General features: G+C 53.0%; 24 protein-coding genes. 20 read left to right on the top strand and 4 right to left on the bottom strand.

The window, feature by feature from the left end; translation table 11 throughout:
* Positions 1-46: 46 nt before the first annotated feature.
* Positions 47-958, bottom strand: coding sequence for a ribonuclease HIII (gene rnhC, locus EVJ23_RS01700; protein ID WP_131463825.1), 912 nt, complete (start codon positions 956-958; stop codon positions 47-49).
* Positions 959-1,081: 123 nt separating this feature from the next.
* Here rnhC and EVJ23_RS01695 point away from each other — a divergent pair, with 123 nt between their 5' ends.
* The 7 genes from EVJ23_RS01695 to EVJ23_RS01665 all read left to right on the top strand — a co-directional run bounded on the left by EVJ23_RS01695 (position 1,082) and on the right by EVJ23_RS01665 (position 9,162).
* The gene (locus EVJ23_RS01695; RefSeq protein ID WP_070326962.1) at positions 1,082-1,483 is read left to right on the top strand and encodes a hypothetical protein; all 402 of its coding nucleotides are present in this window, start codon (positions 1,082-1,084) and stop codon (positions 1,481-1,483) included.
* On the top strand, positions 1,483-2,004 hold the full coding sequence (locus EVJ23_RS01690) for an NfeD family membrane protein (protein ID WP_083273931.1): 522 nt from the start codon (positions 1,483-1,485) through the stop codon (positions 2,002-2,004). The genes EVJ23_RS01695 and EVJ23_RS01690 overlap by 1 nt, the downstream gene beginning before the upstream one ends.
* Before the next feature lie 3 nt (positions 2,005-2,007).
* Complete coding sequence (locus EVJ23_RS01685) at positions 2,008-3,528, top strand: flotillin lipid rafts scaffold protein FloT (RefSeq protein ID WP_070326964.1); 1,521 nt, start codon at positions 2,008-2,010, stop codon at positions 3,526-3,528.
* Positions 3,529-3,684: 156 nt separating this feature from the next.
* Complete coding sequence (locus tag EVJ23_RS01680; RefSeq protein ID WP_131463823.1) at positions 3,685-4,656, top strand: BMP family lipoprotein; 972 nt, start codon at positions 3,685-3,687, stop codon at positions 4,654-4,656.
* Complete coding sequence (locus EVJ23_RS01675; RefSeq protein WP_131463821.1) at positions 4,653-6,296, top strand: methyl-accepting chemotaxis protein; 1,644 nt, start codon at positions 4,653-4,655, stop codon at positions 6,294-6,296. Before EVJ23_RS01680 ends, EVJ23_RS01675 begins: the two co-directional genes overlap by 4 nt.
* A gap of 180 nt (positions 6,297-6,476) precedes the next feature.
* Positions 6,477-7,028 carry a helix-hairpin-helix domain-containing protein gene (locus EVJ23_RS01670; protein WP_070326967.1) on the top strand — a complete coding sequence of 184 codons (552 nt, stop codon included), beginning with the start codon at positions 6,477-6,479 and terminating at the stop codon, positions 7,026-7,028.
* Between the two features lies 1 nt (position 7,029).
* Positions 7,030-9,162 (top strand): DNA internalization-related competence protein ComEC/Rec2, encoded by a 2,133-nt coding sequence (locus tag EVJ23_RS01665; RefSeq protein WP_131463819.1) that lies wholly within the window; start codon positions 7,030-7,032, stop codon positions 9,160-9,162.
* 53 nt (positions 9,163-9,215) lie between these two features.
* Here the strand turns inward: EVJ23_RS01665 and EVJ23_RS01660 are convergent, their stop codons facing one another.
* Positions 9,216-9,380: a YqzM family protein gene (locus tag EVJ23_RS01660; RefSeq protein ID WP_016508105.1), complete on the bottom strand. Its 165-nt coding sequence runs from the start codon at positions 9,378-9,380 to the stop codon at positions 9,216-9,218.
* Between the two features lie 96 nt (positions 9,381-9,476).
* Here EVJ23_RS01660 and holA point away from each other — a divergent pair, with 96 nt between their 5' ends.
* Positions 9,477-10,481, top strand: coding sequence for a DNA polymerase III subunit delta (holA, locus tag EVJ23_RS01655; protein WP_083273932.1), 1,005 nt, complete (start codon positions 9,477-9,479; stop codon positions 10,479-10,481).
* Positions 10,482-10,490: 9 nt separating this feature from the next.
* Positions 10,491-10,922 carry a GNAT family N-acetyltransferase gene (locus EVJ23_RS01650; protein ID WP_131463817.1) on the top strand — a complete coding sequence of 144 codons (432 nt, stop codon included), beginning with the start codon at positions 10,491-10,493 and terminating at the stop codon, positions 10,920-10,922.
* Positions 10,923-10,952: 30 nt separating this feature from the next.
* Here the strand turns inward: EVJ23_RS01650 and rpsT are convergent, their stop codons facing one another.
* Positions 10,953-11,213, bottom strand: coding sequence for a 30S ribosomal protein S20 (gene rpsT, locus EVJ23_RS01645; protein ID WP_034778152.1), 261 nt, complete (start codon positions 11,211-11,213; stop codon positions 10,953-10,955).
* A 219-nt stretch (positions 11,214-11,432) separates the two neighbouring features.
* Here rpsT and lepA point away from each other — a divergent pair, with 219 nt between their 5' ends.
* The 5 genes from lepA (at position 11,433) to hemW (ending at position 17,999) form a co-directional block, all read left to right on the top strand.
* Positions 11,433-13,256 (top strand): translation elongation factor 4, encoded by a 1,824-nt coding sequence (lepA, locus tag EVJ23_RS01640; RefSeq protein WP_070326972.1) that lies wholly within the window; start codon positions 11,433-11,435, stop codon positions 13,254-13,256.
* A 107-nt stretch (positions 13,257-13,363) separates the two neighbouring features.
* On the top strand, positions 13,364-14,440 hold the full coding sequence (gene serC / locus EVJ23_RS01635; protein ID WP_131463815.1) for a 3-phosphoserine/phosphohydroxythreonine transaminase: 1,077 nt from the start codon (positions 13,364-13,366) through the stop codon (positions 14,438-14,440).
* Positions 14,418-15,581 (top strand): phosphoglycerate dehydrogenase, encoded by a 1,164-nt coding sequence (locus tag EVJ23_RS01630; protein ID WP_070326974.1) that lies wholly within the window; start codon positions 14,418-14,420, stop codon positions 15,579-15,581. The genes serC and EVJ23_RS01630 overlap by 23 nt, the downstream gene beginning before the upstream one ends.
* Before the next feature lie 12 nt (positions 15,582-15,593).
* Entirely contained in the window at positions 15,594-16,778 is a 1,185-nt protein-coding gene (locus tag EVJ23_RS01625; protein WP_131463813.1) for a DUF1015 domain-containing protein, read from the top strand.
* A 66-nt stretch (positions 16,779-16,844) separates the two neighbouring features.
* Positions 16,845-17,999 carry a radical SAM family heme chaperone HemW gene (gene hemW / locus EVJ23_RS01620; RefSeq protein ID WP_131463811.1) on the top strand — a complete coding sequence of 385 codons (1,155 nt, stop codon included), beginning with the start codon at positions 16,845-16,847 and terminating at the stop codon, positions 17,997-17,999.
* Between the two features lie 37 nt (positions 18,000-18,036).
* Here the strand turns inward: hemW and EVJ23_RS01615 are convergent, their stop codons facing one another.
* Positions 18,037-18,642, bottom strand: coding sequence for a DUF1054 domain-containing protein (locus tag EVJ23_RS01615; protein WP_070326977.1), 606 nt, complete (start codon positions 18,640-18,642; stop codon positions 18,037-18,039).
* Positions 18,643-18,834: 192 nt separating this feature from the next.
* On the opposite strand from EVJ23_RS01615, the gene hrcA reads away from it, so the two are divergent.
* From hrcA to EVJ23_RS01585, 6 genes are all read left to right on the top strand, one after another.
* The gene (gene hrcA / locus EVJ23_RS01610; RefSeq protein WP_070326978.1) at positions 18,835-19,857 is read left to right on the top strand and encodes a heat-inducible transcriptional repressor HrcA; all 1,023 of its coding nucleotides are present in this window, start codon (positions 18,835-18,837) and stop codon (positions 19,855-19,857) included.
* Positions 19,858-19,874: 17 nt separating this feature from the next.
* On the top strand, positions 19,875-20,450 hold the full coding sequence (gene grpE, locus EVJ23_RS01605; RefSeq protein ID WP_131463808.1) for a nucleotide exchange factor GrpE: 576 nt from the start codon (positions 19,875-19,877) through the stop codon (positions 20,448-20,450).
* 29 nt (positions 20,451-20,479) lie between these two features.
* Positions 20,480-22,303, top strand: a complete 1,824-nt coding sequence (gene dnaK, locus EVJ23_RS01600; protein WP_071397788.1) for a molecular chaperone DnaK — start codon at positions 20,480-20,482, stop codon at positions 22,301-22,303.
* 109 nt (positions 22,304-22,412) lie between these two features.
* Entirely contained in the window at positions 22,413-23,519 is a 1,107-nt protein-coding gene (gene dnaJ / locus EVJ23_RS01595) for a molecular chaperone DnaJ (RefSeq protein ID WP_131439963.1), read from the top strand.
* An 18-nt stretch (positions 23,520-23,537) separates the two neighbouring features.
* Positions 23,538-24,476, top strand: a complete 939-nt coding sequence (prmA, locus tag EVJ23_RS01590; RefSeq protein WP_070326982.1) for a 50S ribosomal protein L11 methyltransferase — start codon at positions 23,538-23,540, stop codon at positions 24,474-24,476.
* A 3-nt stretch (positions 24,477-24,479) separates the two neighbouring features.
* Positions 24,480-25,226, top strand: a complete 747-nt coding sequence (locus EVJ23_RS01585) for a 16S rRNA (uracil(1498)-N(3))-methyltransferase (protein WP_131463806.1) — start codon at positions 24,480-24,482, stop codon at positions 25,224-25,226.
* Positions 25,227-25,285: the final 59 nt, after the last annotated feature.

Below are 25,285 nucleotides of genomic sequence, written 5' to 3'. Positions count from 1 at the left end.
GTTCATTGAACCATAAAACAAATATAACATATCTTTGAAGTGAGAACTATCGTTTCTGCTCGCATAAACGCATTGCTTTTTTCGTGTTCGCGAAGTGAACTTTAGCGATATCGTTCAAACGTTCCTGACCGTAGCGAAGGATCAAGGTCGCGGCCACTTGATCGACTTTCGCTCCGGCCCCTTTCGGTAACGTGGCACCGAGCGTCGCGCTCAATTTGTCCATCTCTTTCAAGAAAAAAGCGCGGGCGAGGATCGAGGCGGCGGCGACGGCGACGTGGAGGCCTTCCGCTTTCGTCGAGAAGTAGACATCGTCTTTGACGATATCGGTCTCAGAACTCAAATGTCTGTAGTAGACGGCTTTTTCGGCGAACTGGTCGATTAGAATCGCTTCTGGCGTCTCGTCTAACTTTTTCAAGAGCGCCGACAACGCCGCGTTGTGGGCGATCGCGGTCATCTTCCCTTGCGTCATCGTCCGTTGCATTTTGTTGTACGTCGGGTTGTGCAGCGTCGCTTTCTGGTAGGGAATCGTGACGTGCAAATCTTTAGCGATGCGTAAAATATCTTTATCGGTAAGCAATTTAGAATCTTTGACGCCGAGTTCTTTGACGAGGGCAATCTTTTCCTTCGGGACGTAGGCGGCGACGACGACGAGCGGACCGAAATAATCGCCTTTCCCGACTTCATCGCTCCCGATGACGGACCAATCGGAAAAACCGGCCGGTAACGTATGTTTTGGAACGGACGTTTCCTTTTTGATGGAATCTCCCCATTTGGCCGCCTCTTCATCCGCAGCCCGACCTTGAAACATGACTTTTCCCGAATTGTACACGGTGATCACACAGTGGGGCGTCTTGGCACTGAAGCGAGCGTGTGGTGGCGGATTGACCGCGTGAGCGCGATAGCTCTGGATTAATTGTTCTTGAGCCGCGGTCGATAGTTTGATGACTTGATTGCCCAAAGTGAGCACTTCCTTTCTTAACGTTCGCAAATTTATCTTACATTTTTTTCGCGCATTTTGAAACCAATGATTCAATTGATACGTATGAATGAGTGAGTAGAAAAGAAGTGAGGTGAGACGGAGATGTGGTGGCGCGATGACACGGACCAAGATGAGGCAGAGTTCCTCTATAAACATATTCTCGAGCTCGAGGCCAGGATCGCCAAACTGGTTGCCCATCAAGTCAGGGTGCGTCGCCTGCTGATGCAAGAGTCGTCGGAGGCGGCGACAGAGCAGATTATTACGTTACAGGGCGAAGTCGATCACTATTTAAAACTACTGCGTCAGGAACGGCTCGAAGAGGTTGACCGGTATGATCGGTTAAACCTTGAACGAACGCTTGGTCGCGTGCGGAAGGCGGTACAGTATCCGACCCGGCCGTTATCGGAATGGGATACGATTGAACAGGCGCTCGCACTTGAAGTCGAACATTTGCGACGTGTGCTCGCATATGAACAACAGCGCCGCACCGAGGAGGGATGGTAATGGAATCGTTAGATCAACTGTACTGGTGGGTACTCATCATTGCCGGTCTCGGTACATTTTTATACATGCTGTTCTCGGACGCGTTCGATTTCTTCGAAGGCTGGTTCAATCCGGCCGTCATCCTCTCTTTCCTGGCGCTCGGGGCAGGGATCGGGTTAATCTTGAACGCGCTCGCCCATGTGTCGCCGATGATCGGTCTCGCGGTGGCGCTCGCCGGCTCATTCGCGCTCACGACGTTACTATACTTGTTCGTCCTCCTACCGCTGTCAAATGCGGAAGAGTCGATTGGTATGACTGATGAGTCGCTCGTCGGATTGGTCGGGCGATTGACCGTCCCCGTCCCGGAAGGCGGTTACGGTGAAGTGCTCGTCGAGTCGGTCGTCGGTTCGATTTTGAAGACGGCACAAAGTATTGACGGGAAAGCGATTCCGAGTGATCGTCGAGTCGTCATCATCGAAGTACAACGAAATATCGCGGTCGTCATGGAATATGACGAACCCACTATTCGAAAGGAGCAATAATGTATGGACACAACCATTTTAGTCAGTATTATCGTCGGGGTGATTTTGCTCGCCTTGATCTTCGTGTTTGTCTTGAAATATCGTACAGTCGGACCGGATGAGGCGCTCATCGTCACCGGGAGCTACTTAGGTAAAAAGAACGTCCACAGTGACGCTTCCGGTAACCGCGTCAAAATCATTCGCGGCGGCGGGGCGTTCGTCTTGCCAGTATTCCAACAAGCGGAACCGCTCAGCTTGCTCTCGAGCAAGCTCGAAGTAACGACGCCTGAAGTGTATACCGAGCAAGGAGTCCCGGTCATGGCTGACGGGACGGCCATCATTAAAATCGGTGGCTCGATCAGTGAGATCGCGACAGCGGCCGAACAATTCCTCGGCAAACCGAAAATCGAGCGTGAGAACGAGGCGAAAGAAGTGCTCGAAGGTCACCTTCGTTCGATCCTTGGTTCGATGACGGTCGAAGAGATTTATAAAAACCGCGACAAGTTCTCGCAAGAAGTGCAACGTGTCGCCTCGCAAGATTTAGCGAAGATGGGCCTCGTCATCGTCTCGTTCACGATTAAAGACGTGCGGGATAAGAACGGATACCTCGAGTCGCTCGGGAAGCCACGGATCGCCCAAGTAAAACGTGACGCCGACATCGCAACGGCCGAAGCGGATAAAGAAACGCGCATCAAACAAGCGGAAGCGATGAAGGACGCGAGGAAAGCGGAGCTTGAACGAAACTCTGAAATCGCGGAAGCGGAAAAAGAGAACCAACTCCGCATCGCCGACTACCGCCGCGAGCAAGATGTCGCTAAAGCACGGGCTGACCAATCGTACGAGCTTGAAGAAGCCAAGGCCAAACAAGAAGTCACAGAGCAACAGATGCAAGTTCAAATCATCGAGCGTCAAAAGCAAATCGAGCTCGAAGAGAAAGAAATCATGCGTCGTGAAAAGCAATATGATTCAGAAGTGAAGAAAAAAGCCGACGCCGACCGCTATGCGATCGAACAGGCTGCGGAAGCTGATAAAGCTCGTCAAATCGCCGCAGCAGATGCCGGGAAGTACCGCATCGAGGCCGAGGCGAAAGCCGATGCCGAACGCGTCCGTCTCGCTGGTGTCGCCGAAGCCGATGCTGAACGGGCGAAAGGGGAAGCAGAGGCCGATATTATTCGTCTTACTGGTCTCGCCGAAGCCGAAGCGAAACAAAAGATCGCCGAGGCGTTCGAACAGTACGGTCAAGCCGCCATTCTCGACATGGTCGTCAAGATGCTTCCTGACTACGCGAAGCAAATTGCGGCACCGCTCGGTAACATCGACCAAATCACGGTCGTCGATACGGGGAGCGGTAAAGACGGGGGAGCCGGTAAAGTCACGGGTTACGCGACTGATTTGATGGCTTCACTGCAGCAGACGCTCAAAGCGTCGTCTGGCATCGATATGAAAGACTTGCTTGATAATTTTGCCGGAAAAGGCAATGTGCCGACCTCACCGACTGCTGAACGGAAGTTGACGGAAACGACCGTCGCGGCGTCAGAAGAATAAGTTGAATCAAGAAGGCTGCAGGCAATCGTCTGCAGCCTTGTTTGTCGTGACGTCGTTCAAATTATTGCCCTAAGTTTTAAAAGGTTTGACTTCAAACCCGGTGTAAATCAGACGATACATGAGATGTCAGACCATTAGAGAGAGGAAGTACATGTTATGAACAAAACAATTATAATCGGCGCATTGACGACTTGTATCGTTTGGCTATCCGGGTGTCAGTCTGTCATCGATCAGCCCGAACAGACGGTCGAACCTCGCCAATCGATGGGTGTCGTCCTGTCTGACGTTGGTCTCGGGGACCAATCGTTCAGTGACGCTGCGATGCGTGGCATGGGGCAGTTACGAGAGACGGGAGATTGGTTCGTCGATTATCGAGAATTGGACGAGACTGAAACATACAAAGTAGGATTTGAGCAATTGGTCGAAGATGGACACGATGTGGTCGTCGGTCTCGGTTTCGCGAGTCAAACCGATCTAGAAACTGTGGCTTCAAAGCACCCAGATCAACAATTTGCCTTAGTCGACGCGGTATCGACGTTACCAAACGTCATCTCGGTCACGTTCGAAGAGACAGAAGGCAGCGCGTTGGCCGGTGCGGTCGCGGGACTTGAAACCGAGTCCGATAAAATCGGATTCATCGGAGGAGTCGACAACGAGTTGATCCAGAAATTTGGAACCGGGTTCGAGTTAGGGGCGAAAAGCGTGAACGAGGACGTCGAAATGATCGTTGACTACGCGAACGATTTCGCCTCGCCTGAGATTGGACGGAAATTGGCGGAAAAACAGATTGCCGCAGGGGCCGACGTGCTTTACGCTGCGGCCGGTCTGACCGGTGTCGGTGTACTCGAGACGGCTGAAAGAAACGGGATCAAGGCGATCGGCGTCGACAGCGATCAATCGATGATCGCACCCGATGCAGTCATCACGTCGATGCTAAAGCAAGTCGACTTGGCCATCGTCAAGATCGCGGACAGTCTTCAAACAGAAGCGATCAACGACCATATCGAACTCGGAATCGAAGAGGGCGGTATCGGGCTAGCAGCGCTGCGCCGTGTGCAATGGACCGATGAAGAGACAGAGCAGTTTGAAGCGGTTCAGAAACGGTTGCTGGAGGGGACGTTACAATGACTTTACGCAAACGCTTTATCTTCTCGACCGTATTCACGGTCTTACTCATCGTTTTGATGATGAGTTATGTATTGACGACGTTGAACCGGTTGCAGACGTACAATGAGCAATACGGAACCCAGATGATCGAGTTATCTCAACTCGAGACGTCACTTTTGCAAGAACAATCCCTTTGGACGTCGCTCGGTGAACAGATGAGTCAATCGACACTGACGCAGCTCGAGCGGATTCGTGCCACGAACACGGAGACGTTCCAAGAGATGAATCAAACCTATTTGATCGATGAGTTTTCAACTCACCTTGACCGAGCCACAGCCAAATATGAGCGCATTGGAGCAAATATTGAAACGGCTCAAGCAGGCGGCATTGCTGCCCGGATTCAAGCGGCGAAACTAGAAGGGGTCTTGAACGACGTGAACACGTTGTTGTTAAAAAACGGAACGTTTTACGAGGCGTTGCAAAAAGAAGCGGCCGACGAGACGAAGCGCCTGTTCCTCGTCTCAATTTTGTTGACGGTGTTCGTCATCACGGTGTTAAGCCTGTACAACTTCTTCTTCGCCCGCTCGATCACACTTCCGCTCGAACGGAACGTAAAAGCAGCCGAGGCGATCGCGGCCGGGCATTTGATCACGTTGCCGGATTCAACGCGACGCGATGAGATCGGCCGACTAGAACGCGCCATGCGAGATATGACGGCGTCGCTTCAAACCGTGATTGGCTCGATCCGGGTCACGTCGGTCAAAGTGAATGAGATGACAGAGACGGCCGCCGCTGAAAATGAAGCGGTCGCGAGTACGACGTCAAATATCACGAACGCGGTCGATGAGATGGCGAACGGGGCCCAATCGATCGCGACTGAACTTCAAGAGACGCTCGAGTCGGTCGGGATCATGGCGACGTCGTTCGAGACGAGCTTGAACCAGACGAAACAAACGACCGAAGAGACGACCGAGATGACGCGTGAAGTGGCAGCCGGAATCGAGACGTTGACGGATCAAGAACATATTCTACGGCGCTCGAGCGAGCGGAATCAATCGCTCGTCAAACGGATGGACCAGTTCGCGAGAAAAACAGAAGAAATCGAGAAGATGGCAAAACTTGTCGAAGACGTTGCCGCCCAGACGAATTTACTTGCCTTGAACGCCGCGATCGAAGCCGCACGAGCCGGTGAGGCCGGACGAGGTTTTGCTGTCGTCGCAAGTGAAGTGAAGAAATTGGCTGAGGAGAGTAATGTGGCGACGCGTTCGATCTTCGGGGTCGTCCAAACGATTCGGGACGAGGTCGGCAATTTGACAGAGATGGTCGAAGAGTCGAGCCACGAGCAAACGGCGCAACTTCAAGCATTCGGACTGACGAAGCAAGCGTTCACACGCATCCATGATCGGACCGATCACGTGGCCTCGTTCGTGGGCACGATCGAACAAGAAATGGTCGCTTCGAGCCGTGAAGTCACGAACGTGTTGAAACGCGTCGAAGAAGTGAGTGGTGTGACCGAAGAATTAGCAGCCGGTAACGAAGAAGTCGCCGCCTCGATGAAAGAGCAACAGGCAAGCTTTGATCAAATCTTTGCCTTGATGCAAGAGCTAGAAGGACAAGCCGCCTCACTGGCGAGCCAAGTTCAACATTTTGAAGAGCAATGAGACAAGTTGAAGAGCAAAGAGACAAGTTTCGGCTTGTCTCTTTTTTGCGTTCCGATACGCCATCGATCCGTGGGTGAACGGTCAAGCATTGCGACCGCATCTAGCAACTAGGACTTGAGCGTGAGCCGGCTATTTCTCGCATACTAATGAAGAGACATTCGTTTATGTGGGGGGAACGATATGGAGAAGTGGAAACGGTATGTCGTCGCGTTGCTCGTCATCTTGTTCGTCGGTGTCGGCTATATGTTTTATTCGAAAGAGCCGGAAACGACGATGGTCGAGGAGTTTACGACGGTGGAGGAAGCAGAGGCGGGCCCGGTGACAGAAGTTGTCGTCTACGTCACGGGAGCGGTCGAAGCGCCCGACACGTATACGATGCCGCAAGGGGCTAGAGTCGGGGACGTCTTGTCTCTCGCCGTGTTGACGGACGAAGCTGACCCTGAACAGCTGAATTTAGCCCAATTGCTCGTAGACGGCACGAAAATCACGGTACCGAAACAAGGAGAGGCCGTTGCAGTCCCGGAAACCGATACGACGAACGGCATTCACGTCAACAGTGCGACGAAAGAAGAGTTGATGACCGTCCCCGGGATCGGTCCGGCCAAAGCGGACGCTATTTTGAACTATTTGAAAGAAAACGGTCCATTTAAATCGTACGACGAGCTCGGGAACGTCAAAGGGTTCGGTGAGAAAACGCTCGAGAGCATGGAAGGCTATTTGTTGGTCCCGTGATATGCCGATCTATCCATTGATCCCGATTGGTCTATTCATTGCTTGGAAGTCCGGGGCTTTTGGTGTCGTGCTCTTGTTCGGGCTAGCCTTGTTCCTGACGTGGCGTCGGCAAACGATCTACACACATGTCGGTGCGATCTCACTCGTTTTCCTAGTCCTGTTACAAAGTTCTGACCCGGCGGTACATGAAGCCGGGGACTCAGTCTTTGCGATCGAGAGCCGACGCGACAACGGTCAATCGGTTCGACTCTATGGTGAATCGAACGGGATGTCTGGGGTCTTGATCGGGCGCGACGTCGAGCTCGGGCGGCCGGGTGAGACGTGTCTCGTCACGTTCGAACCAGTCCCTTTTTCACCGCTTCGAAATACAGGAGGTTTTGACGAGGCGAAATGGGCGCACGGGGCTGGATTGTCTTTTAAAGGGAAGGATGTCCATGTCGAGCGGTGTCGACCGAGTGACGGATTAAATGGGCGCATGCTGCGCTGGAAAGAACGTCAGCTCGAACGGATCGAAGCGTCGCACCGTCCGGACGTGGCGCTTTACATGGAGGCGTTACTGTTTGGCGAGAGCCGTCTGCTCGACGAGGAGACATCGTTCTCCTATCGCGTGACGGGTCTGCTTCATTTGCTCGTCATTTCCGGGTCCCACATCGCCTTGCTCGTGTTTGCGCTCAGATGGGTGTTTCGTCCGTTGCCGCTTCATCGGGAGACGAAACTTGGTCTCGTGATCGTCTGCGTGACCGCATTCGGTTGGCTGACCGGTTTTTCGCCGCCGGTGGCACGAGCCGTGCTTGTCGCTGATGTCGTGCTCGTCTTGTCGCTATTCGGTCAGACGATTCGCGACCCGGTTCGTATGCTCAGTTGGTGTGCGGCAGCCTTGTTAGCCGTTCAACCGTACTTGCTATGGAATCTCGGGTTTCAATTGACAGTCGGTATGACCTTGTTTTTGCTTTTGACACGGTCGATGTGGACAAATCTGTTCAGCGTAGCGCTTTATGCCCAATGGTTCGGTTTAATTTTTTTATGGCAAATCCAGCCGATTATCTCAATCTTTGCTCCGGTGTACAACGTGATTGCCGGATTGTTGATTTCCTGGGCGATCCTTCCGCTTGCACTCGTCACTTATGTGATGACGCAGTTCGAACCGACGCTCTATCCGATTCTCGACGGGTTGAACGGGATGTTTCAGATGCATCACACGTATCGTCCGTGGGTCCCGTTGCACGACATCACATTTTGGCATGCGGTCTATTTGTTCGTGTTGCTCGGGATTGGATTGATTCTATTAGATAAGAGACGAGCGGTCGGATGGGTCATTGCTTCAGTTTCGCTGCTTGCGCTGCACGTCTGGTTAGAATGGTCGGAGGAGCCGCGGGTGACGTTTTTAGACGTCGGGCAAGGGGACGCCATCGTCGTCGAGCAAGCCGGCATCACCGGTGTCATCGATGTCGGCGGCGTGTTTCAACATCCGGACGAGCAGAAACGGTCGACGTTCGACCCGGGTGCCGATGTCGTCGTCCCTTACATATGGAAACGAGGCGAGACCCGACTTGATTTCATTTTGCTGACGCATGCCGACCATGACCATATCGGTGGGCTGACGGGCGTGCTTGATCTGATTCCGGTCGAGGAAGTATGGATCGCGGCGGAAGTGGCCGATGAAACGAAGCGGCGGGCGTTAGTCGACGAGCTCGAACCGTATGACGTGAACGTGCGGTTGTTAGAAGCAGGAGAGCGGCCTTATCCATGGATGTGGGTCGTCACACCGGTTGATGCGGGTGAGGACGAGAATGCGAATTCAGTGTCGGTTTTTATGAAAGTCGGAGACTTGTCCTATTTATTGACGGGTGACTTACCGGAGGCGAACGAGCGGTTGATCCCGACTGTCGACGTCGATGTGTTCAAACTAGGCCATCACGGGGCCGAAACGTCTTCCGGTGCTGACTTGATCGCTCGCATCGATCCAGAGTTTGTGGTCGTCAGCGTCGGCGCCAACAATCGATACGGTCATCCTCATCCAGACACGCTCGCCCGTATTCAGGGAAGGCGGTTGTTACGGACGGATGAGGACGGGATGGTCGTCTGTGAGCGGGGAGGGTGTCAGGGGAGCGTGAGAAGGGCAGTCAGGCCGTGAAAACTATGATAAACTAAAAAGCGATTGCTCCCCCGGGGCAATCGCTTTACGACTTAAAGACTTAAAAATTTGATAAGAACACCGATTGCGAAAATCGTGAAGAAAAAGCCGAACGGGACGATGAAGCCGATTGCTGAATCGATCGCATCGTTACGTTTGCACTGCACGTCGTTCTCAAACGGGTTTTCGCTTTGCGGGCGAACCGAGTTAATATGCATAGTGAGTCCCTCCTTAAAATGGTTCCGTTTTAAGTATAGCGAATCAAAGAAGGATAATCTATGTTTAGATAAGAATAAATTGTGAAAGTGGTGTGTGTGTTGAATGAACCGTGGTTGCACAACGGCAAGTTGTCGAACGTATACGTCCTGTACGGGACAGAGAAGTACTTACTCGAGACGTGGGAACGAGAAATCGTCAAGGCGGCCAGTCCGTCCGGCGACAAATTTGACGTCATGCAGCTCGATTTACATGAAACGTCACTCGATACGGCGTTAGACGAGGCTGAAACGGTACCGTTCTTTAGTGACTACCGCACCGTCATCGTCAAACAGGCCCAATTTTTAACCGGCGCCAAAGAAAAACAAAAGCAAAATCTCGAGCGGTTGACCGAGTACGTGTTGCAGCCGGCGCCTTACTCGGTGCTCGTCTTCATCGTTGAAGCGGAAAAACTCGATGAACGGAAGAAAGTCGTCAAGCGCTTGAAAGAGCGAGCCATCGTCCTCGAGGCGAAGAAGCCGAGCCAAAGCGAGCTCATGCGCTACGTCAATGACGAGCTGAACCGGCGCAGGCAGTCGATGGAGCGTACGACGGTCGAACGCTTGCTATTCCTTTGTCAAGACGACTGGGGCAAGCTCGTCCGGGAACTGGAGAAGCTCCAGCTCTATGCTGGCGACGGAGCCAACATCCCGCTTGAAATCGTCAACGATCTCGTGCCTCGGACGCTAGAAGATAACGTATTCCAACTGTCCGAGTATTTGGTGGGCCGACGGGCCGATTTGGCGTTGCGCCTCGTCCGTGATTTAGAAAAACAAGGCCAAGAACTGATCGGTCTCTTGGCGTTGCTCGCTCGTCAATATCGAAATATGTACCTCGCCAAGCAGTTGACCGAGAAAGGGTACGGCGAGAAGCAAATCGCCTCAAAAATTGGCGCCCACCCTTATACGGTGAAACTGGCGACGCAAGCGAGCCGTAACTTTTCAGAGGCGCAGCTCGCCAAGGCGCTCACGCTCATCGCCGATGCGGACGAAGCGATGAAGACAGGACGGGGCGACAAACAGATCGTGTTTGACACGCTCGTCTGTCAATTAACATTACTGTGAGGTGGTTGTATGTTGCAGCAAGTGTTGCTTGAAGAAGTGGTCCCGCTCCGGCATGAAGTACTGCGTCCAGGTTTAGCCGTTTCGACGTGTTATTTTGACGGGGATGACGCCGAGTCGACCCGTCACTACGCCTGGGCTGAAGACGGGCGCATCTTATCGATTGCGACGGTGATGCGACAAGACCGGGAGCTGTCTGGCGAACGAGTTTCGTTTCAACTGCGCGGCATGGCCACCAATCCGGCCGTCGCCGGGACAGGCGTCGGATCTCGTTTCTTACAGGCGGTCCATCGTGAATTGAACGCTTCTTGGTGGTGTAACGCCCGCGAGGTCGCGGTCCGGTTTTACGAACGCAACGGCCTCGTCATCGTCGGGGATCCGTTCGAAATTGAAGGCATCGGGACACATTACGTCATGCTATACAAAAAAACAGCCGGCTCCTGAACGGAGGCGGCTGTTTCGTTTGTTCTCTAATTAGAGAGCTGCGATACGAGCTGCGAGACGTGATTTGTCACGACCTGCTTTGTTTTGGTGGATGAGACCTTTTGCTGCAGCTTTGTCGATTTTCTTCGTAGCGAGGACGAAAGCTTCTTGAGCTGCTTCTTTGTTTCCTTCGACGACGAGAGTATCGACACGTTTTACTGCTGTACGCATTGCTGCTTTCTCTTGCGAGTTAGCGACGCGACGTTTTTCAGAAGTTTTTGCACGTTTGATTGCTGATTTGATATTTGCCATGTTATTTCACCTCCTGAAACAAGAAAGTGTATGTTCTCATTACTTCAAGTAATCATTCAACAGAACAAGCACAATTGTAGCAAACGGTTATTCGAAAAGCAACCACTTGATGATTATTCTGAAAACTATATGTGGTATTGTTGTAGTAGGTCGTACACATTAACTTAGGATTTTGATATAATGACACGGTATGCATGAGAAGGATAGGTGAACCCATATATGAATAAACAAGAATTAGAGAACCGTCAGAAGAAGATTCGCAACTTTTCCATCATCGCCCACATCGATCATGGCAAGTCGACGCTAGCTGACCGGATTCTCGAGAGAACTGGTGCGCTTACGGCGCGTGAAATGAAAGAACAGACGCTTGACGCGATGGATCTCGAACGGGAACGTGGCATCACGATCAAATTGAACGCTGTTAAATTGAACTATACCGCAAAAGATGGAGTTGAGTACATCCTTCATTTGATCGACACGCCTGGACACGTCGACTTCACGTATGAAGTCTCGCGCTCACTCGCAGCGTGTGAAGGTGCGGTCCTCGTCGTTGATGCCGCCCAAGGGATCGAGGCACAGACGCTCGCAAACGTCTACCTCGCACTCGACAACGACCTCGAGATCATCCCGGTCATCAACAAGATCGACTTACCGTCGGCTGACGTCGAACGCGTCCGTCAAGAGATTGAGGACGTGATCGGACTGGACGCCAGTGATGCGGTGCCGGCTTCTGCCAAGGCAGGAATCGGGATTGAAGAAATTCTTGAACAAATCGTAGAGCTTGTGCCGCCGCCGACGGGAGATCCGTCAGCACCGCTTCAGGCTTTGATCTTCGACTCGTATTACGATGCGTATCGTGGCGTCGTCGCCTCGATCCGAGTCGTCAACGGTTCGGTCAAAGTCGGGGATAAAGTTCAAATGATGTCGACCGGTAAATCGTTCGAAGTGACGGATCTTGGTGTCTCGACACCTAAACCGTTATCTGTGAAAGAGTTGAATGTCGGAGACGTTGGTACGCTCTCAGCATCGATTAAAACGGTTGGCGACGTTCGTGTCGGTGATACGATCACGCTCGCTAAAAACCCATCGACCGAGCAACTTCCTGGTTACCGTAAGATGAACCCGATGGTATACTGCGGTCTTTATCCGATTGATGCGGCCAAGTATAACGATTTGCGTGAAGCGCTTGAGCGGCTCCAGTTATCTGATGCGGCACTCGAGTTCGAGCCCGAGACGTCACAAGCGCTCGGATTTGGTTTCCGTAGCGGATTCCTCGGCATGCTTCATATGGAAATCATTCAAGAGCGGATCGAGCGCGAGTTTGGAATTGACTTGATCACGACGGCACCGTCGGTTATCTATCACGTTACGACGACGTCAGGAGACGTCATCCACGTCGATAACCCGTCGAAGATGCCTGAGCAACAAAAAGTTGAATTGATCGAAGAGCCATACGTCAAAGCGGCGATCATGACACCGAACGATTACGTCGGCTCGATCATGGAACTTTGTCAGAAGAAACGTGGTAGTTTTATCGATATGGAGTACATCGATACGACCCGTGTTAAAATCACGTACGATATTCCGCTCAGTGAAATCGTCTACGACTTCTTTGATCAATTGAAATCAAGTACGAAAGGCTATGCCTCACTGGACTATGATTTGATCGGGTATCGTCCGTCACGCCTCGTCAAGATGGATATTCTCCTCAACAACGAGCTCGTCGATGCGCTCAGCTTTATCGTTCACCGCGACTTCGCCTACGAACGTGGGAAAGTCATCGTTGAAAAGTTAAAGGCGCTCATCCCACGGATGCAGTTCGAAGTGCCGATCCAAGCAGCGGTCAGCACGAAAATTGTCGCCCGGTCGACGATCAAGGCGTTACGTAAAAACGTCCTTGCCAAATGTTACGGCGGCGACATCTCGCGGAAACGTAAACTTCTCGAGAAACAAAAAGAAGGTAAAAAACGCATGAAGATGGTTGGATCCGTCGAAGTGCCGCAAGAAGCGTTCATGTCCGTCTTGTCGATGGACGAAGAATGAGTGGTCGCCCTTATCCATGGATAAGGGCGATTTTTTTCATTTGGCAGGATTCGTGACGTTCGGTACGGAATAGTACCCACTTACAGAAAAATAGAGGAGGAGTAGCGGTGACCGTCTATAATTTTTCAGCAGGGCCGAGCGTTTTGCCAAAATCGGTACTACAAGAAGTGCAAGACGAGTTTCTGTCTTATCAAAAAACGGGTGTCTCGATCGTCGAGATGAGCCACCGTTCGGAGCGCTTCATTGCGATTACCGAGGCGCTCGAAGCGAGGCTGCGGAGATTGATGGACATCTCAGACGATTACGCCGTCCTTTGGCTGCAAGGCGGGGCGACGCTCCAGTTCTCGATGATTCCGATGAACTTGCGTACGACAGGGCGTTTCGCTTATCTCGACAGCGGCACGTGGTCGAAAAAAGCGATTGCTGATGCCCGCCACTATGGGGACGTCGCCGTCGTCGGCAGTTCGGCGAGTTCGAACTATCGGGAACTGCCTGACTATGAAGGGGATGGCGAGACCGCCGATTATCTCCATTTGACGTTGAACAATACAATCGAAGGGACACGTTATACGATGCTTCCGGATACAGGCATCCCGCTCGTCGCGGACGTGTCCTCCAATATTTTGGCAGAATCGATCGACGTGAGCCGCTACGGTCTGCTGTACGCAGGCGCCCAAAAAAATATCGGACCGGCCGGGTTAAGCGTCGTCATCATTCGTCGCGACTTGATTGTCGACCGCGATTTGCCAAGTTATTTGAACTACGCCCGTCACACCGACACCGTTTTGAACACACCGGCGACGTTTAGCATGTATGTCGCCGAACGGGTTCTCGCCTGGGTCGAACGGACGGGTGGCGTCGCCGAGATGGAACGGCGCAACCGTGAGAAGAGCGCGCGATTGTATGCTTATTTAGACGGCTCAACGTTGTTCCGGTCGCTCGTCACAGGAGATATCCGTTCATTGACGAATATTCCGTTCACGACGGGACGGGACGAGACGGATCGAGCGTTTCAACAGTTCGCCGAGGAACGTGGATTGATCGAACTTGGTGGCCACCGCTCGGTCGGAGGGCTGCGGGCCAGTCTTTACAACGCGATGCCGCTCGAAGGAGTCGTTCGTCTAGTCGAAGTGATGCAAGCATTTGAACAGGAGGGATACGATGTTTCACATCAAAACATATAATCAAATCGCATCAGCCGGGCTAGAGCGTTTTGAGCCGAGAGAATACGCCGTCAACGCAGTGGAGCAGGCCGATGCCTGGGTCATTCGGAGCCATGACGTTCACGACGCCGAGATTCCCCCGTACTTGCTCGCGATCGCCCGGGCCGGGGCTGGGGTGAACAACATCCCGCTTGAGCGCTTGGCGCGTCAAGGCGTCGTCGTGTTCCATACACCAGGGGCGAACGCGAACGCGGTCAAAGAACTCGTACTCGCGAGCATGCTTTTATCGGTCCGGCCGATCCTTGAAGGCGCGCGTTGGGTGAACGAGCAAACGTTCCCAAGCCAAGCGTTACTTGAGCGGGCGATGGAAGACGAGAAGCGTCGCTTTGTCGGCTCTGAATTACGAGGCAAGAAGGTCGGCATCGTCGGCCTCGGCGCGATCGGGGCGTCGCTCGCGAACGACCTGCTTCAGCTCGGTGTCGACGTCGTCGGGTACGACCCGCATTTATCGGTCGATGGAGCGTGGAACGTATCAAAGCAAGTAAAACGAGCCAAGCACTTGGACGATTTGCTCAGAGACGTCGATTTGCTCTCGATCCATATGCCGCTCACGGATGACACACGCAACTTGATCGACGCTAGTTGGTTCAAACGGATGAAGCCTGGGGTGACGTTATTGAACTTCGCCCGTGGCGAGCTCGTGAACGATGCTGATTTGATTGAGGCGTTACAAGATAAAGTGGCGACGTACATTACAGACTTCCCGCAACAGGCGTTACTCGGCCATCCTCAAGTCGTCGCTTTTCCGCATCTTGGGGCTTCGACACGAGAATCCGAAGTGAATTGCGCGATTCAAGCCGTCGATACGCTGAAACTGTATTTAGAGACCGGAAACATCCGGAATTCCGCTAACTTTCCGGACACTGAACTTCCTTACGTCGGCAAGCGACGCTTGGCGGTGCTGCACTTGAACGTCCCGAACATGGTCGGTCAAATTGCGAGCCGGCTCGCCGAGAACGGGATCAACATCGATAACATGGTGAATCGCAGCCGGAACGATGTGGCCTACACGATGATCGACATCGATAACCATAAACAAGAAGAACTGTCCGTGCATGCTTTGTACGACATCGAGGGCGTCATGCGCGTCCGTGAATTTTAAGGAGGGATCAATATGGTCATATTTAAACCGTTTAAACCGTATATGCCGGCCCATCCTGAAGCTGTGGCGGCCGACCCGTACGACGTCGTGAACGTCGAACAGGCACGAGGAGACGTCGAGCGACGTCCGAACTCATTTCTCTCGGTCGATAAGCCGGAACTGTTTGCCGCTGACCTGTCGCTCGAAGCGTGGGGACGACGTGCGAGGACCGAGTTGGAACGGTTGTACGCGACTGAACTGACGGAACAGGCAAACGGCTTTTACGTCTATCGGCTGACGAGTCAAGGGCGGCGTCAAACCGGTCTCGTGGCGACGTTTTCGGTCGCGGATTATGAGGCGGGCCGCATCAAGATCCATGAACATACACGAGAAGTGAAAGAGCGGGAACGGGTCGAACATGTGGCGGCGACGAAAGCGCACACCGGACCGATTTTACTGAGCCATGAGCCGGACGAGGCGTTACGGCGTATCCTTGAAGCCGCCACGAACGAACGACCTCTATTTTCCTTCACGGACAGTCAAGGTGTCTTGCACGAAGGCTATGCGGTGCCGCCGAAAGACCAGGCGCGTGTCATTATGATCGGGGCGACGATCCCGTCCATCTATATCGCCGACGGGCATCATCGGGCCAAAGCGGCGGCTGTCGTCGCGGCGCTAGAACTGCCTGAAGGTGAATCGAAACTAGAGCGCGATCACTTTTTAGGTGTGCTCTTCCCGAGCGACGAGTTGACGATCTTGCCGTACCATCGCCTGTTGACCGATGTTACGCCTGAAGAAGTCGCGGCTTTATTGGACGGGATTTCGTTCTCGTACGAAGTGGTGTCGACTGACGGCCTCGTCGTTCCGCAAGCGCGCGGTTCGTTCGGATTGTCTTACCGCGGCAAACAGTATGAGTTGACGAAACGACAGTCGACCGCAGCTCTCGACGTTGCCACGCTACAACGGGATATTCTCGAACCGTACTTCGGAGTGGACGATGTCCGGACCGATAAACGGATTGACTTCGTCGGCGGCTCAGACGCCGTCGAACAACTGGAACGGTTGGCCGAGCGACCGGATGTCGTCGTGTTGACATGTCACGCTACGGCGATGGGAGAGTTGATGCAGGTCGCCGATGAATCCGGACAGATGCCACCGAAATCGACTTGGTTCGATCCGAAACTGAAGAGCGGATTGTTCATCCATCGTTTCGATTGAATGCAGACAGTGGCGTGAAGACGTAAAAAGCGTTATAAATGGAAGGAGAAGAAAGGGGTGGCCGCCATGGCTAAAGCCGTATATCTTCACATTCCATTTTGTGAACATATTTGTTATTACTGCGATTTCAACAAGGTGTTCTTAAAGAACCAACCGGTTGATGACTATTTAGATGCGTTAGAACGAGAGATCGTCCTATCGCTTGAACAATATCCGACAGATGAGATCGAGACGATCTTTATCGGCGGAGGAACGCCGACCGCGCTCGATGAGGTGCAGATGAAACGTCTCATGGACATGGTCGAGCGACACTTGCTCCCGCTCGCTACAAAGAATATAGAATACTCGGTCGAGGCGAATCCGAACTTTGTGAGCGCCGAAAAGCTCGATACGATGAAACGAGGCGGTGTCAACCGCGTCAGTTTCGGCGTCCAGACGTTCGACGACGGCGGGCTTGAACGGATCGGGCGGACGCATCGGGCGGATGACGTGTTCGCGACGGTGACGGAGGCGGCGAAACGGTTCGACAACATCTCGATCGACCTCATGTTCGGACTACCGGAGCAGACGCTCGAACAGATCGAACGGGACCTCGACTTGGCGTTCAAACTGCCGATCCAACACGTCTCGTCCTATTCCTTGATCCTCGAACCGCACACCGTCTTCGCGATCCAAGACCGCAAAGGCAAGCTTCGTCTGCCGGGTGAGGACATCGAAGTCGCCATGTACTTGAAAGTCATGGAGACGCTCGAACGCCGTGGGCTCAAGCAGTACGAGATATCAAACTACAGTGTCGAGGGACGGGAGAGCCGTCACAACCAAGTGTATTGGCGGAACGAGGAGTATTACGGCTTCGGAGCCGGGGCTCACAGTTACTTGAACGGCGAGCGCCGGGCGAACGTCGCGCCGATCCCGCACTATATCAAGGCGGAAGGTTTACCGGTTCGAAGTACGACGACACTCGAGACGTTCGAGCGGATGGAAGAAGAGTTGTTTCTCGGACTCCGGATGCGCAGCGGTGTGTCGTTCGAGACGTTCGAAACGAAGTACGGTGTCTCGATGGAGTCGGTGTTCGGGCACGTCTTGTCCGAACTGAAAGCGAAACAGTTGATTGAAACGACGGACACGCACGTCCAGTTGACCGAGTCGGGACTCCCGCTCGCCAACGAGGCGTTCGCGGCATTCATTGGTGAGGCACGATTAAATGATGTGACAACGTAAAAACAGGCGAATCCGATGTCGGATTCGCCTGTTTTAGTTAGAGAACGAGCTCGCGGTAGATCGGCATGAGCCGTCCGAACGTGTCCTCGACAAGGGCGAGGAACGCCGCTTCGTTTTGGAGGATCGAGGCATCGGCCGAAAGTTGACGACCGATCAAGAAGTCGGCTTTTTTGACGGTCGCGAAGCGCTCGACGATGGCATCGATTGACGCAGAGGACGTCTCTTCGATCAAGAACGCCTCTTTTTTCATATGATCGCCGGCGAGATGGAAGTCGGGAAATTCATGTTTAAAGTCGATTGTCATGAGTCGTTTGCCGATTGCTTCTTTGTTCGGCATCTCATAGATGAAGGCAAGCCAGACGAAGACACGGTCGTCGAACAGACCGACTTGGAAATGCGGATGTTTTTTATAGCCACGTTTATCGTGACAGATCGCCATCCACGTATCTTTCGGCGGATTGACCGTCCGGCGGGCGTGCTTGGCGACGTGGAGATAGAGCGGGATGCCGACGTCGGCTTCAAGCTGCGGACCGACCTCGTCATAGATGCGATGGAACAGCGGTTGAATGTCCGCGCGAATACCTGACATGCGGGCGTCGAGCCCGTCTTGCGTAAACACGTTAAATTGTTTAGTTGTAAACATATGATCACCTCAATTCGTATCATACCGAAAGTGCGCGGAAGATGCATTTCGAATGACTTTCAATCGATGGAAAAAATGATGCATTTGAATTGACAAATAAGGAGAACATGATAATATTTGAAGTGTGATTAGCACTCAGTAAATATGAGTGCTAATAAAAGTGAGGCCAATCCTTCAGAGAGGAGTGATGTTGTGCTGACAGAGAGACAATTGCTCATTTTACGAGCGATCATTGATGATTACATTCAGACAGCCCAGCCCGTCGGTTCACGGACGCTTTCGAAACGGGATGACTTGTCGTTCAGTTCGGCGACGATCCGAAACGACATGGCGGATTTAGAAGACATGGGCTTGATCGAAAAACCGCACACTTCAGCAGGACGAATCCCGTCTGAAGTCGGGTATCGTTATTACGTCGATCACCTTGTCGAGACGAAACTCATCGACGAGCGGGAAACATATCGGCTCGGGGAACGCTTGCGAGCGTCCGCCCAAGAGTCAGAAGTCCTCATTCGTCAAGCCGCTGACCTACTCTCTGATTTGACCAATTATACGACGGTAGCGCTCGGCCCGAGCAGTCAGATGAACCGGCTGGCACGGATCGATTTGATGCCGCTCGATGAACGGCGCGGTGTCGTCTTGATCGTAACGGATCAAGGGCACGTCGAACATCGAACGGTCGTGTTCGAATCGCCGATGGCGCCGGATATGGTCGAACAAACAATCCGATTTTTAAACGATCGTCTAAAAGGAACTCCGCTCGGTCAACTGAAGTTCCGTATCGGAGAAGAAGTGTCAAACCTTCGCCTCGCTCATCAACAACAATATGAGTCGATGATGCAACTCATTCAAGCGACCGTCGGGGTACATCATCCGACCTCGCTGTATCTTGGTGGGAAGAAAAACATCTTCAACCAACCCGAGTTTCAAACGCTCGATACGTTACGTCCGTTCCTAGAGTGGATCGACGAGCAAGAACGGTTGACCGACTGGCTCGAATCGTTGCCAAATCGCGAGATTTATGTGAGCATTGGGAGCGAGAATGGGATTCTTGCGCTTCAAAATTGTAGCGTCATCACCTCGGACTATACGCTCGACGGCAAGACGTTCGGGACGATCGCGATGATCGGTCCGACCCGGATGGATTATCGGCACGGGGTGCGGATGATGGGACAAATCATTGAAGCGTTAAGGCGAACGAAACTAGAAGAGTGAACGAAAGGAGCCTCAATATGACTACTGAAAATCAAAACGGGCCAGACCAAGAAGAAGAAGTGCTCGAAGAGAAAGATTTCGACGCGTTGCAGTCAGAGACTGCGGACGCTGACGAGGTTTCAAATGCTGAAATAGTGGAAGAAAGTTCTGAGGGACCAGATTTGCAACAAGAAATCGAAGCGCTCAAAGCGAGCGAGCTTCGGATTCGTGCTGATTTTGACAACTTCCGTCGCCGAACGAACGAAGAGAACGCGAAACGCGTCAAGTTCGCTTCGCAAGCCGTCATCGAGAAACTGATTCCGCTCATCGATAACTTTGAGCGTGCGCTTCAAGTCGAAGCGTCATCGGATGACGCTAAACAGATTCAAGCGGGTGTCGACATGATCCACCGTCAATTGCTCGACGTGTTAAACGCCGAGAACGTTGAAGTGATCGAAGCAGTCGGTCAGCCGTTCGACCCGAATTATCATCAAGCGGTCATGCAAGAACCGAGTGATGAGTTCGAGTCTGGGATTGTAACGATGGAGCTTCAAAAAGGGTACACGTTGCACGGACGCGTCATTCGTCCAAGCATGGTAAAAGTTTCGGAATAAAATTACTTAACTAGATGGAGGAATAGACAATGGCTAAAATTATCGGAATTGACTTAGGAACAACGAACTCTTGTGTAGCAGTTATGGAAGGTGGCGAAGCGGTCGTCATCTCAAACGCAGAAGGGAACCGTACGACACCGTCTGTCGTCGCATTCAAAGGGGAAGAGCGTCAAGTCGGTGAAGTCGCGAAGCGTCAAGCGATCACGAACCCGAACACGATCCAATCGATCAAGCGTCATATGGGAACGTCACATACGGTCGAAGTCGACGGTAAGAAATTCACGCCACAAGAAATTTCGGCCATCATTTTGCAAAAACTTAAAAAAGATGCAGAAGACTACCTTGGTGAGTCCGTAACTGAAGCGGTCATCACAGTTCCTGCCTACTTTAACGACGCTGAGCGTCAAGCGACGAAAGACGCCGGGAAAATTGCCGGTCTCGATGTCAAACGGATCATCAACGAGCCGACAGCAGCGGCGCTCGCTTACGGCCTCGACAAAGGTGAAGATCACACGATCTTGATCTATGACCTCGGTGGCGGTACGTTCGACGTCTCGATTCTCGAGCTCGGAGACGGCGTGTTTGAAGTTGTCGCGACAGCAGGGGACAACCGACTCGGTGGAGACGACTTTGACCAAAAAGTCATCGATTACCTCGTGTCTGAATTCAAAAAAGAGAACGGTATCGACCTCGCGCAAGACAAGATGGCGCTCCAACGCTTGAAAGATGCGGCCGAGAAAGCGAAGAAAGACCTTTCAGGCGTGACAAGCGCGCACATCAGCCTCCCGTTCATCACAGCAGGAGCAGCTGGCCCGCTTCACCTTGAAACAACACTCACACGTGCGAAATTCGATGAATTGACAGCAGACCTCGTCGAGCGCACGATGGAACCGACTCGCCGCGCGTTGAAAGACTCAGGCCTCACGCCGTCTGATCTCGACAAGATCATTCTCGTCGGTGGTTCGACACGTATCCCTGCGGTCCAAAAAGCGATTCACGATTTCACGAAGAAAGAGCCGTTCAAAGGCGTTAACCCGGACGAAGTCGTTGCCCTCGGTGCAGCGATCCAAGGCGGTGTCCTTGCCGGTGACGTGAAAGACGTCGTCCTTCTCGACGTGACTCCGCTTTCGCTCGGTATCGAGACGATGGGTGGCGTGATGACGAAGTTGATCGATCGCAACACGACGATTCCGACATCGAAATCACAAGTCTTCTCGACAGCAGCAGACAACCAGCCAGCCGTTGACATCCACGTCTTGCAAGGGGAACGCCCGATGGCGCCTGACAACAAGACGCTCGGTCGTTTCCAATTGACGGACATCCCGCCGGCACCACGCGGTGTCCCACAAGTCGAAGTCAAGTTCGACATCGATGCGAACGGAATCGTTCACGTATCGGCGAAAGACCTCGGTACGAACAAAGAGCAGTCGATCACGATCCAATCGTCTTCAGGTATCGACGAGGCTGAAATCGAGCGCATGGTGAAAGAAGCGGAAGCGAACGCGGAAGCAGACAAACAGCGTAAAGAAGAAGCAGAGCTCCGTAACGAAACGGACCAACTCGTCTTCGCGACGGACAAGGCGATCAAAGACCTTGGAGATAAAGTCGACGCAACAGATAAAGACAAAGCCGAAGCAGCGAAAGAAAAAGCAAAATCAGCACTTGAAGGTACAGACCTCGAAGCAATCCGTACGGCGAAAGATGAGCTATCTGAAGTCGTACAAGAATTGACGCAAAAAGTATATGCGAACATGGCTGAACAGCAAGGTGCTGAAGGCGCTGAGACACAAACAGAAGCGAAAGACGATAACGTCGTCGACGCGGAGTTTGAAGATCTCGACGATCGTAAATAAGGCAACCGATAGATTGGATGGCGCCAAAGCAGGTTTCTGCTTTGGCTCTTTCCATGTTAAGGTAGAATCGGTAAAATCGAACTTGAAACAGTAAAGAGGAGAGAGTAACGTGGCGAAACGAGATTATTATGAAGTGCTTGGCCTAGACAAATCGGCCTCGGCGCAAGACATCAAACGGGCCTATCGCAAATTGGCACGGGAATATCATCCAGACATCAACCAAGAGCCGGATGCGGCCGATAAATTTAAAGAGCTCGGTGAGGCGTATGAAGTGCTGTCAGACGAGCAGAAACGGGCTCAATATGACCGCTTCGGATTTGAAGGAGCGAGCCAGTTCGGAGGCGGCGGTGACTTCCAAGGCGGATTCGGCGACATCTTCGACATGTTCTTCGGCGGCGGCGGACGTCGTCAAGACCCGAACGCACCGCGACGCGGAGAAGATTATCAATACGTCGTCGACCTCGACTTCATGGAGAGCGTGACCGGTAAGACGGAAACGATCGACCTTGAGATCGAAGTCGAATGTGACACGTGTATGGGTAGCGGTGCCAAGCCGGGGACGAAACCAGAGACGTGCGGCCGTTGTGGCGGTAGCGGTGTCGAAACGGTCGAACAGAACACGGTGCTCGGTCGCATGGTCAATCAGCGGACGTGTAGCCAATGTCATGGAACAGGCAAGACGATCAAAGAGAAATGTACGACGTGCCATGGCTCTGGTCACGTCAAGAAGACACAGCAAGTCGAAGTCAAAATTCCTGCCGGTATCGATAACGGCCAACAGATCCGCATGTCCGGCAAAGGTGGTCCTGGCGCTAACGGTGGCCCGGCCGGCGATCTTTACATCGTCGTCCGCGTTCGGGCGCACGAAATCTTCGAGCGTGTCGACCAGCACATCTCGATGGAGATGCCGGTCACGTTCGCGCAAGCAGCACTCGGCGCCGAACTCGAAGTCCCGACCGTGCACGGCAAGGTCAGCTTGAAAGTGCCAGCCGGAACACAGACCGGATCGAAATTCCGTTTGCGTGGAAAAGGGATGCCGAGCGTTCGCGGCGGCGGCAACGGCGACCAGTACGTCAATATCGTCATCATGACACCGACGAACATGACAGATCGTCAAAAAGAATTGCTCCGCGAGTTTGAAGAGATCAGCGGAGAAGCGGGCGTGGAAGAACAGCACGGCCTCTTCCAAAAGATGAAAAAGTTTTTTAGCCAGTAAAAGGAGCGTGTACAAGCGATGAAATGGTCTGAAATTTGTGTCCACACGACACAGCAGGCAGTCGAAGCCGTATCAAATTTACTACATGAAGTGGGGGCACAAGGTGTCGTCATCGAGGACGTCGAAGACTACGACCGGATGATGGCAGAAGATCATTTCGGAGAGATTTGGGACGAATCCGGCCGCGATACGTATCCAACGTCGGGTGTCCACGTGAAAGCGTACGTTCCTGTCTCAGGCGACCTACCGGACACGCTCTCGACACTGAAAAAAGAAATTGAACGGCTGCGCAATATCTTTGAAGTCGGCGCTGGTACCGTGACGGCGCTCGAGATGGATGAGGAGGACTGGGCCCACTCGTGGAAGCAGTACTATAAACCGGTCAAGATCTCGCAACATCTCACGATCGTGCCGCTGTGGGAAGAATACGTGCCACAACCGGAAGAGAACGTGATCTTGCTCGACCCGGGTATGGCGTTCGGGACCGGGACGCACCCGACGACGATGCTGTGCATTCAAGCGATCGAGAACTATATCCAACCGGGTGACCGCTTGATCGATGTCGGGACGGGCTCAGGCGTACTTGCCATCGCGGCGGCGAAGCTTGGCGCGGAACGAGTCGAGGCGCTCGATTTGGATGCGGTCGCGGTCGAATCGGCCCGCCAAAACGTCGAGACGAACGGCGTTCTAGACGTCGTCGACGTCAAGACGGGTGATTTGTTGAAAGGGATGAGCGGTGAGTATGACTTGATCGTCGCCAACATTTTAGCTGACGTCATCATGCTGTTCGTTGACGATGCTTACGTGCGCGTCAAACCAGGCGGCTATTTCATCACGTCGGGCATCATCGGCCAAAAACGAGATGAAGTGACGGCAGCGCTCAAGGCGGCTGGATTCTCGATCGAAGAGACGCGAGTCATGGAAGACTGGGTCGCCATCATCGCGAAGAAGGGATAAGCCATGCAACGCTATTTCTTACAACGTGATGCGTTTAAAACAGACACGGTCGCATTGCCGCAAGACGTCGTCCATCATATCGGGACGGTGTTGCGGGCGGGACCGGGTTATCAGATGGTGTTGTTAGACGGTACAGGTGTCGAGTACGTCTGTGAGGTGATCGCGCTCGAAAAAAAATCGGGGACGGCAAAAGTACTCGAAGCGCGGCAGGCGACGACTGAACTGCCCGTTGATGTGACGCTCGCCTACGCACTGCCGAAAGGTGATAAAGTCGAGCTTGTCGCTCAAAAAGCGACCGAGCTCGGGTTGCATCACTTGAAGTTGTTCGAGTCGAAACGATCGGTCGCGAAATGGGACGCAAAAAAAGCCCCTAAGAAAGTTGAACGGCTACAGAAAATCATGCAAGAAGCGGCCGAACAGTCGTACCGGGCCGTCGTCCCGACGTGCGCGTACGTCTCGTCGCGTGACCTGCTAGACGACTTTTCTAATTACGATGCGGTCGTCATCGCTTATGAAGAGTCGGCGAAGCAAGGGGAACAAGCGGCACTCGCGGCTGTCTTCAAAGCGCTTGAACGCGGACAGCGTCTCCTGCTGATCGTCGGTCCTGAAGGCGGATTTGACGATCAGGAGATTGACGCCTGGACGAATCAAGGCGCGCGCCCGTGTGCGTTCGGCCCCCGGATTTTGCGCACCGAGACGGCGCCGCTCTACGCGTTAGCGGCGTTGTCGTATGCGCTTGAATTGAATTGAACACGAAATCAGCTCCCGCAGTTTGCGGGAGCTGATTTTATGTTTAATGACCACATGAC

The organism is Exiguobacterium sp. SH1S1 (genome assembly GCF_004337245.1).
In the GTDB taxonomy this organism is placed as follows: domain Bacteria; phylum Bacillota; class Bacilli; order Exiguobacteriales; family Exiguobacteriaceae; genus Exiguobacterium; species Exiguobacterium aurantiacum_A.
Note: the sequence above shows the minus strand (reverse complement) of the source record. Positions and strands in the feature narration are given on the sequence as shown.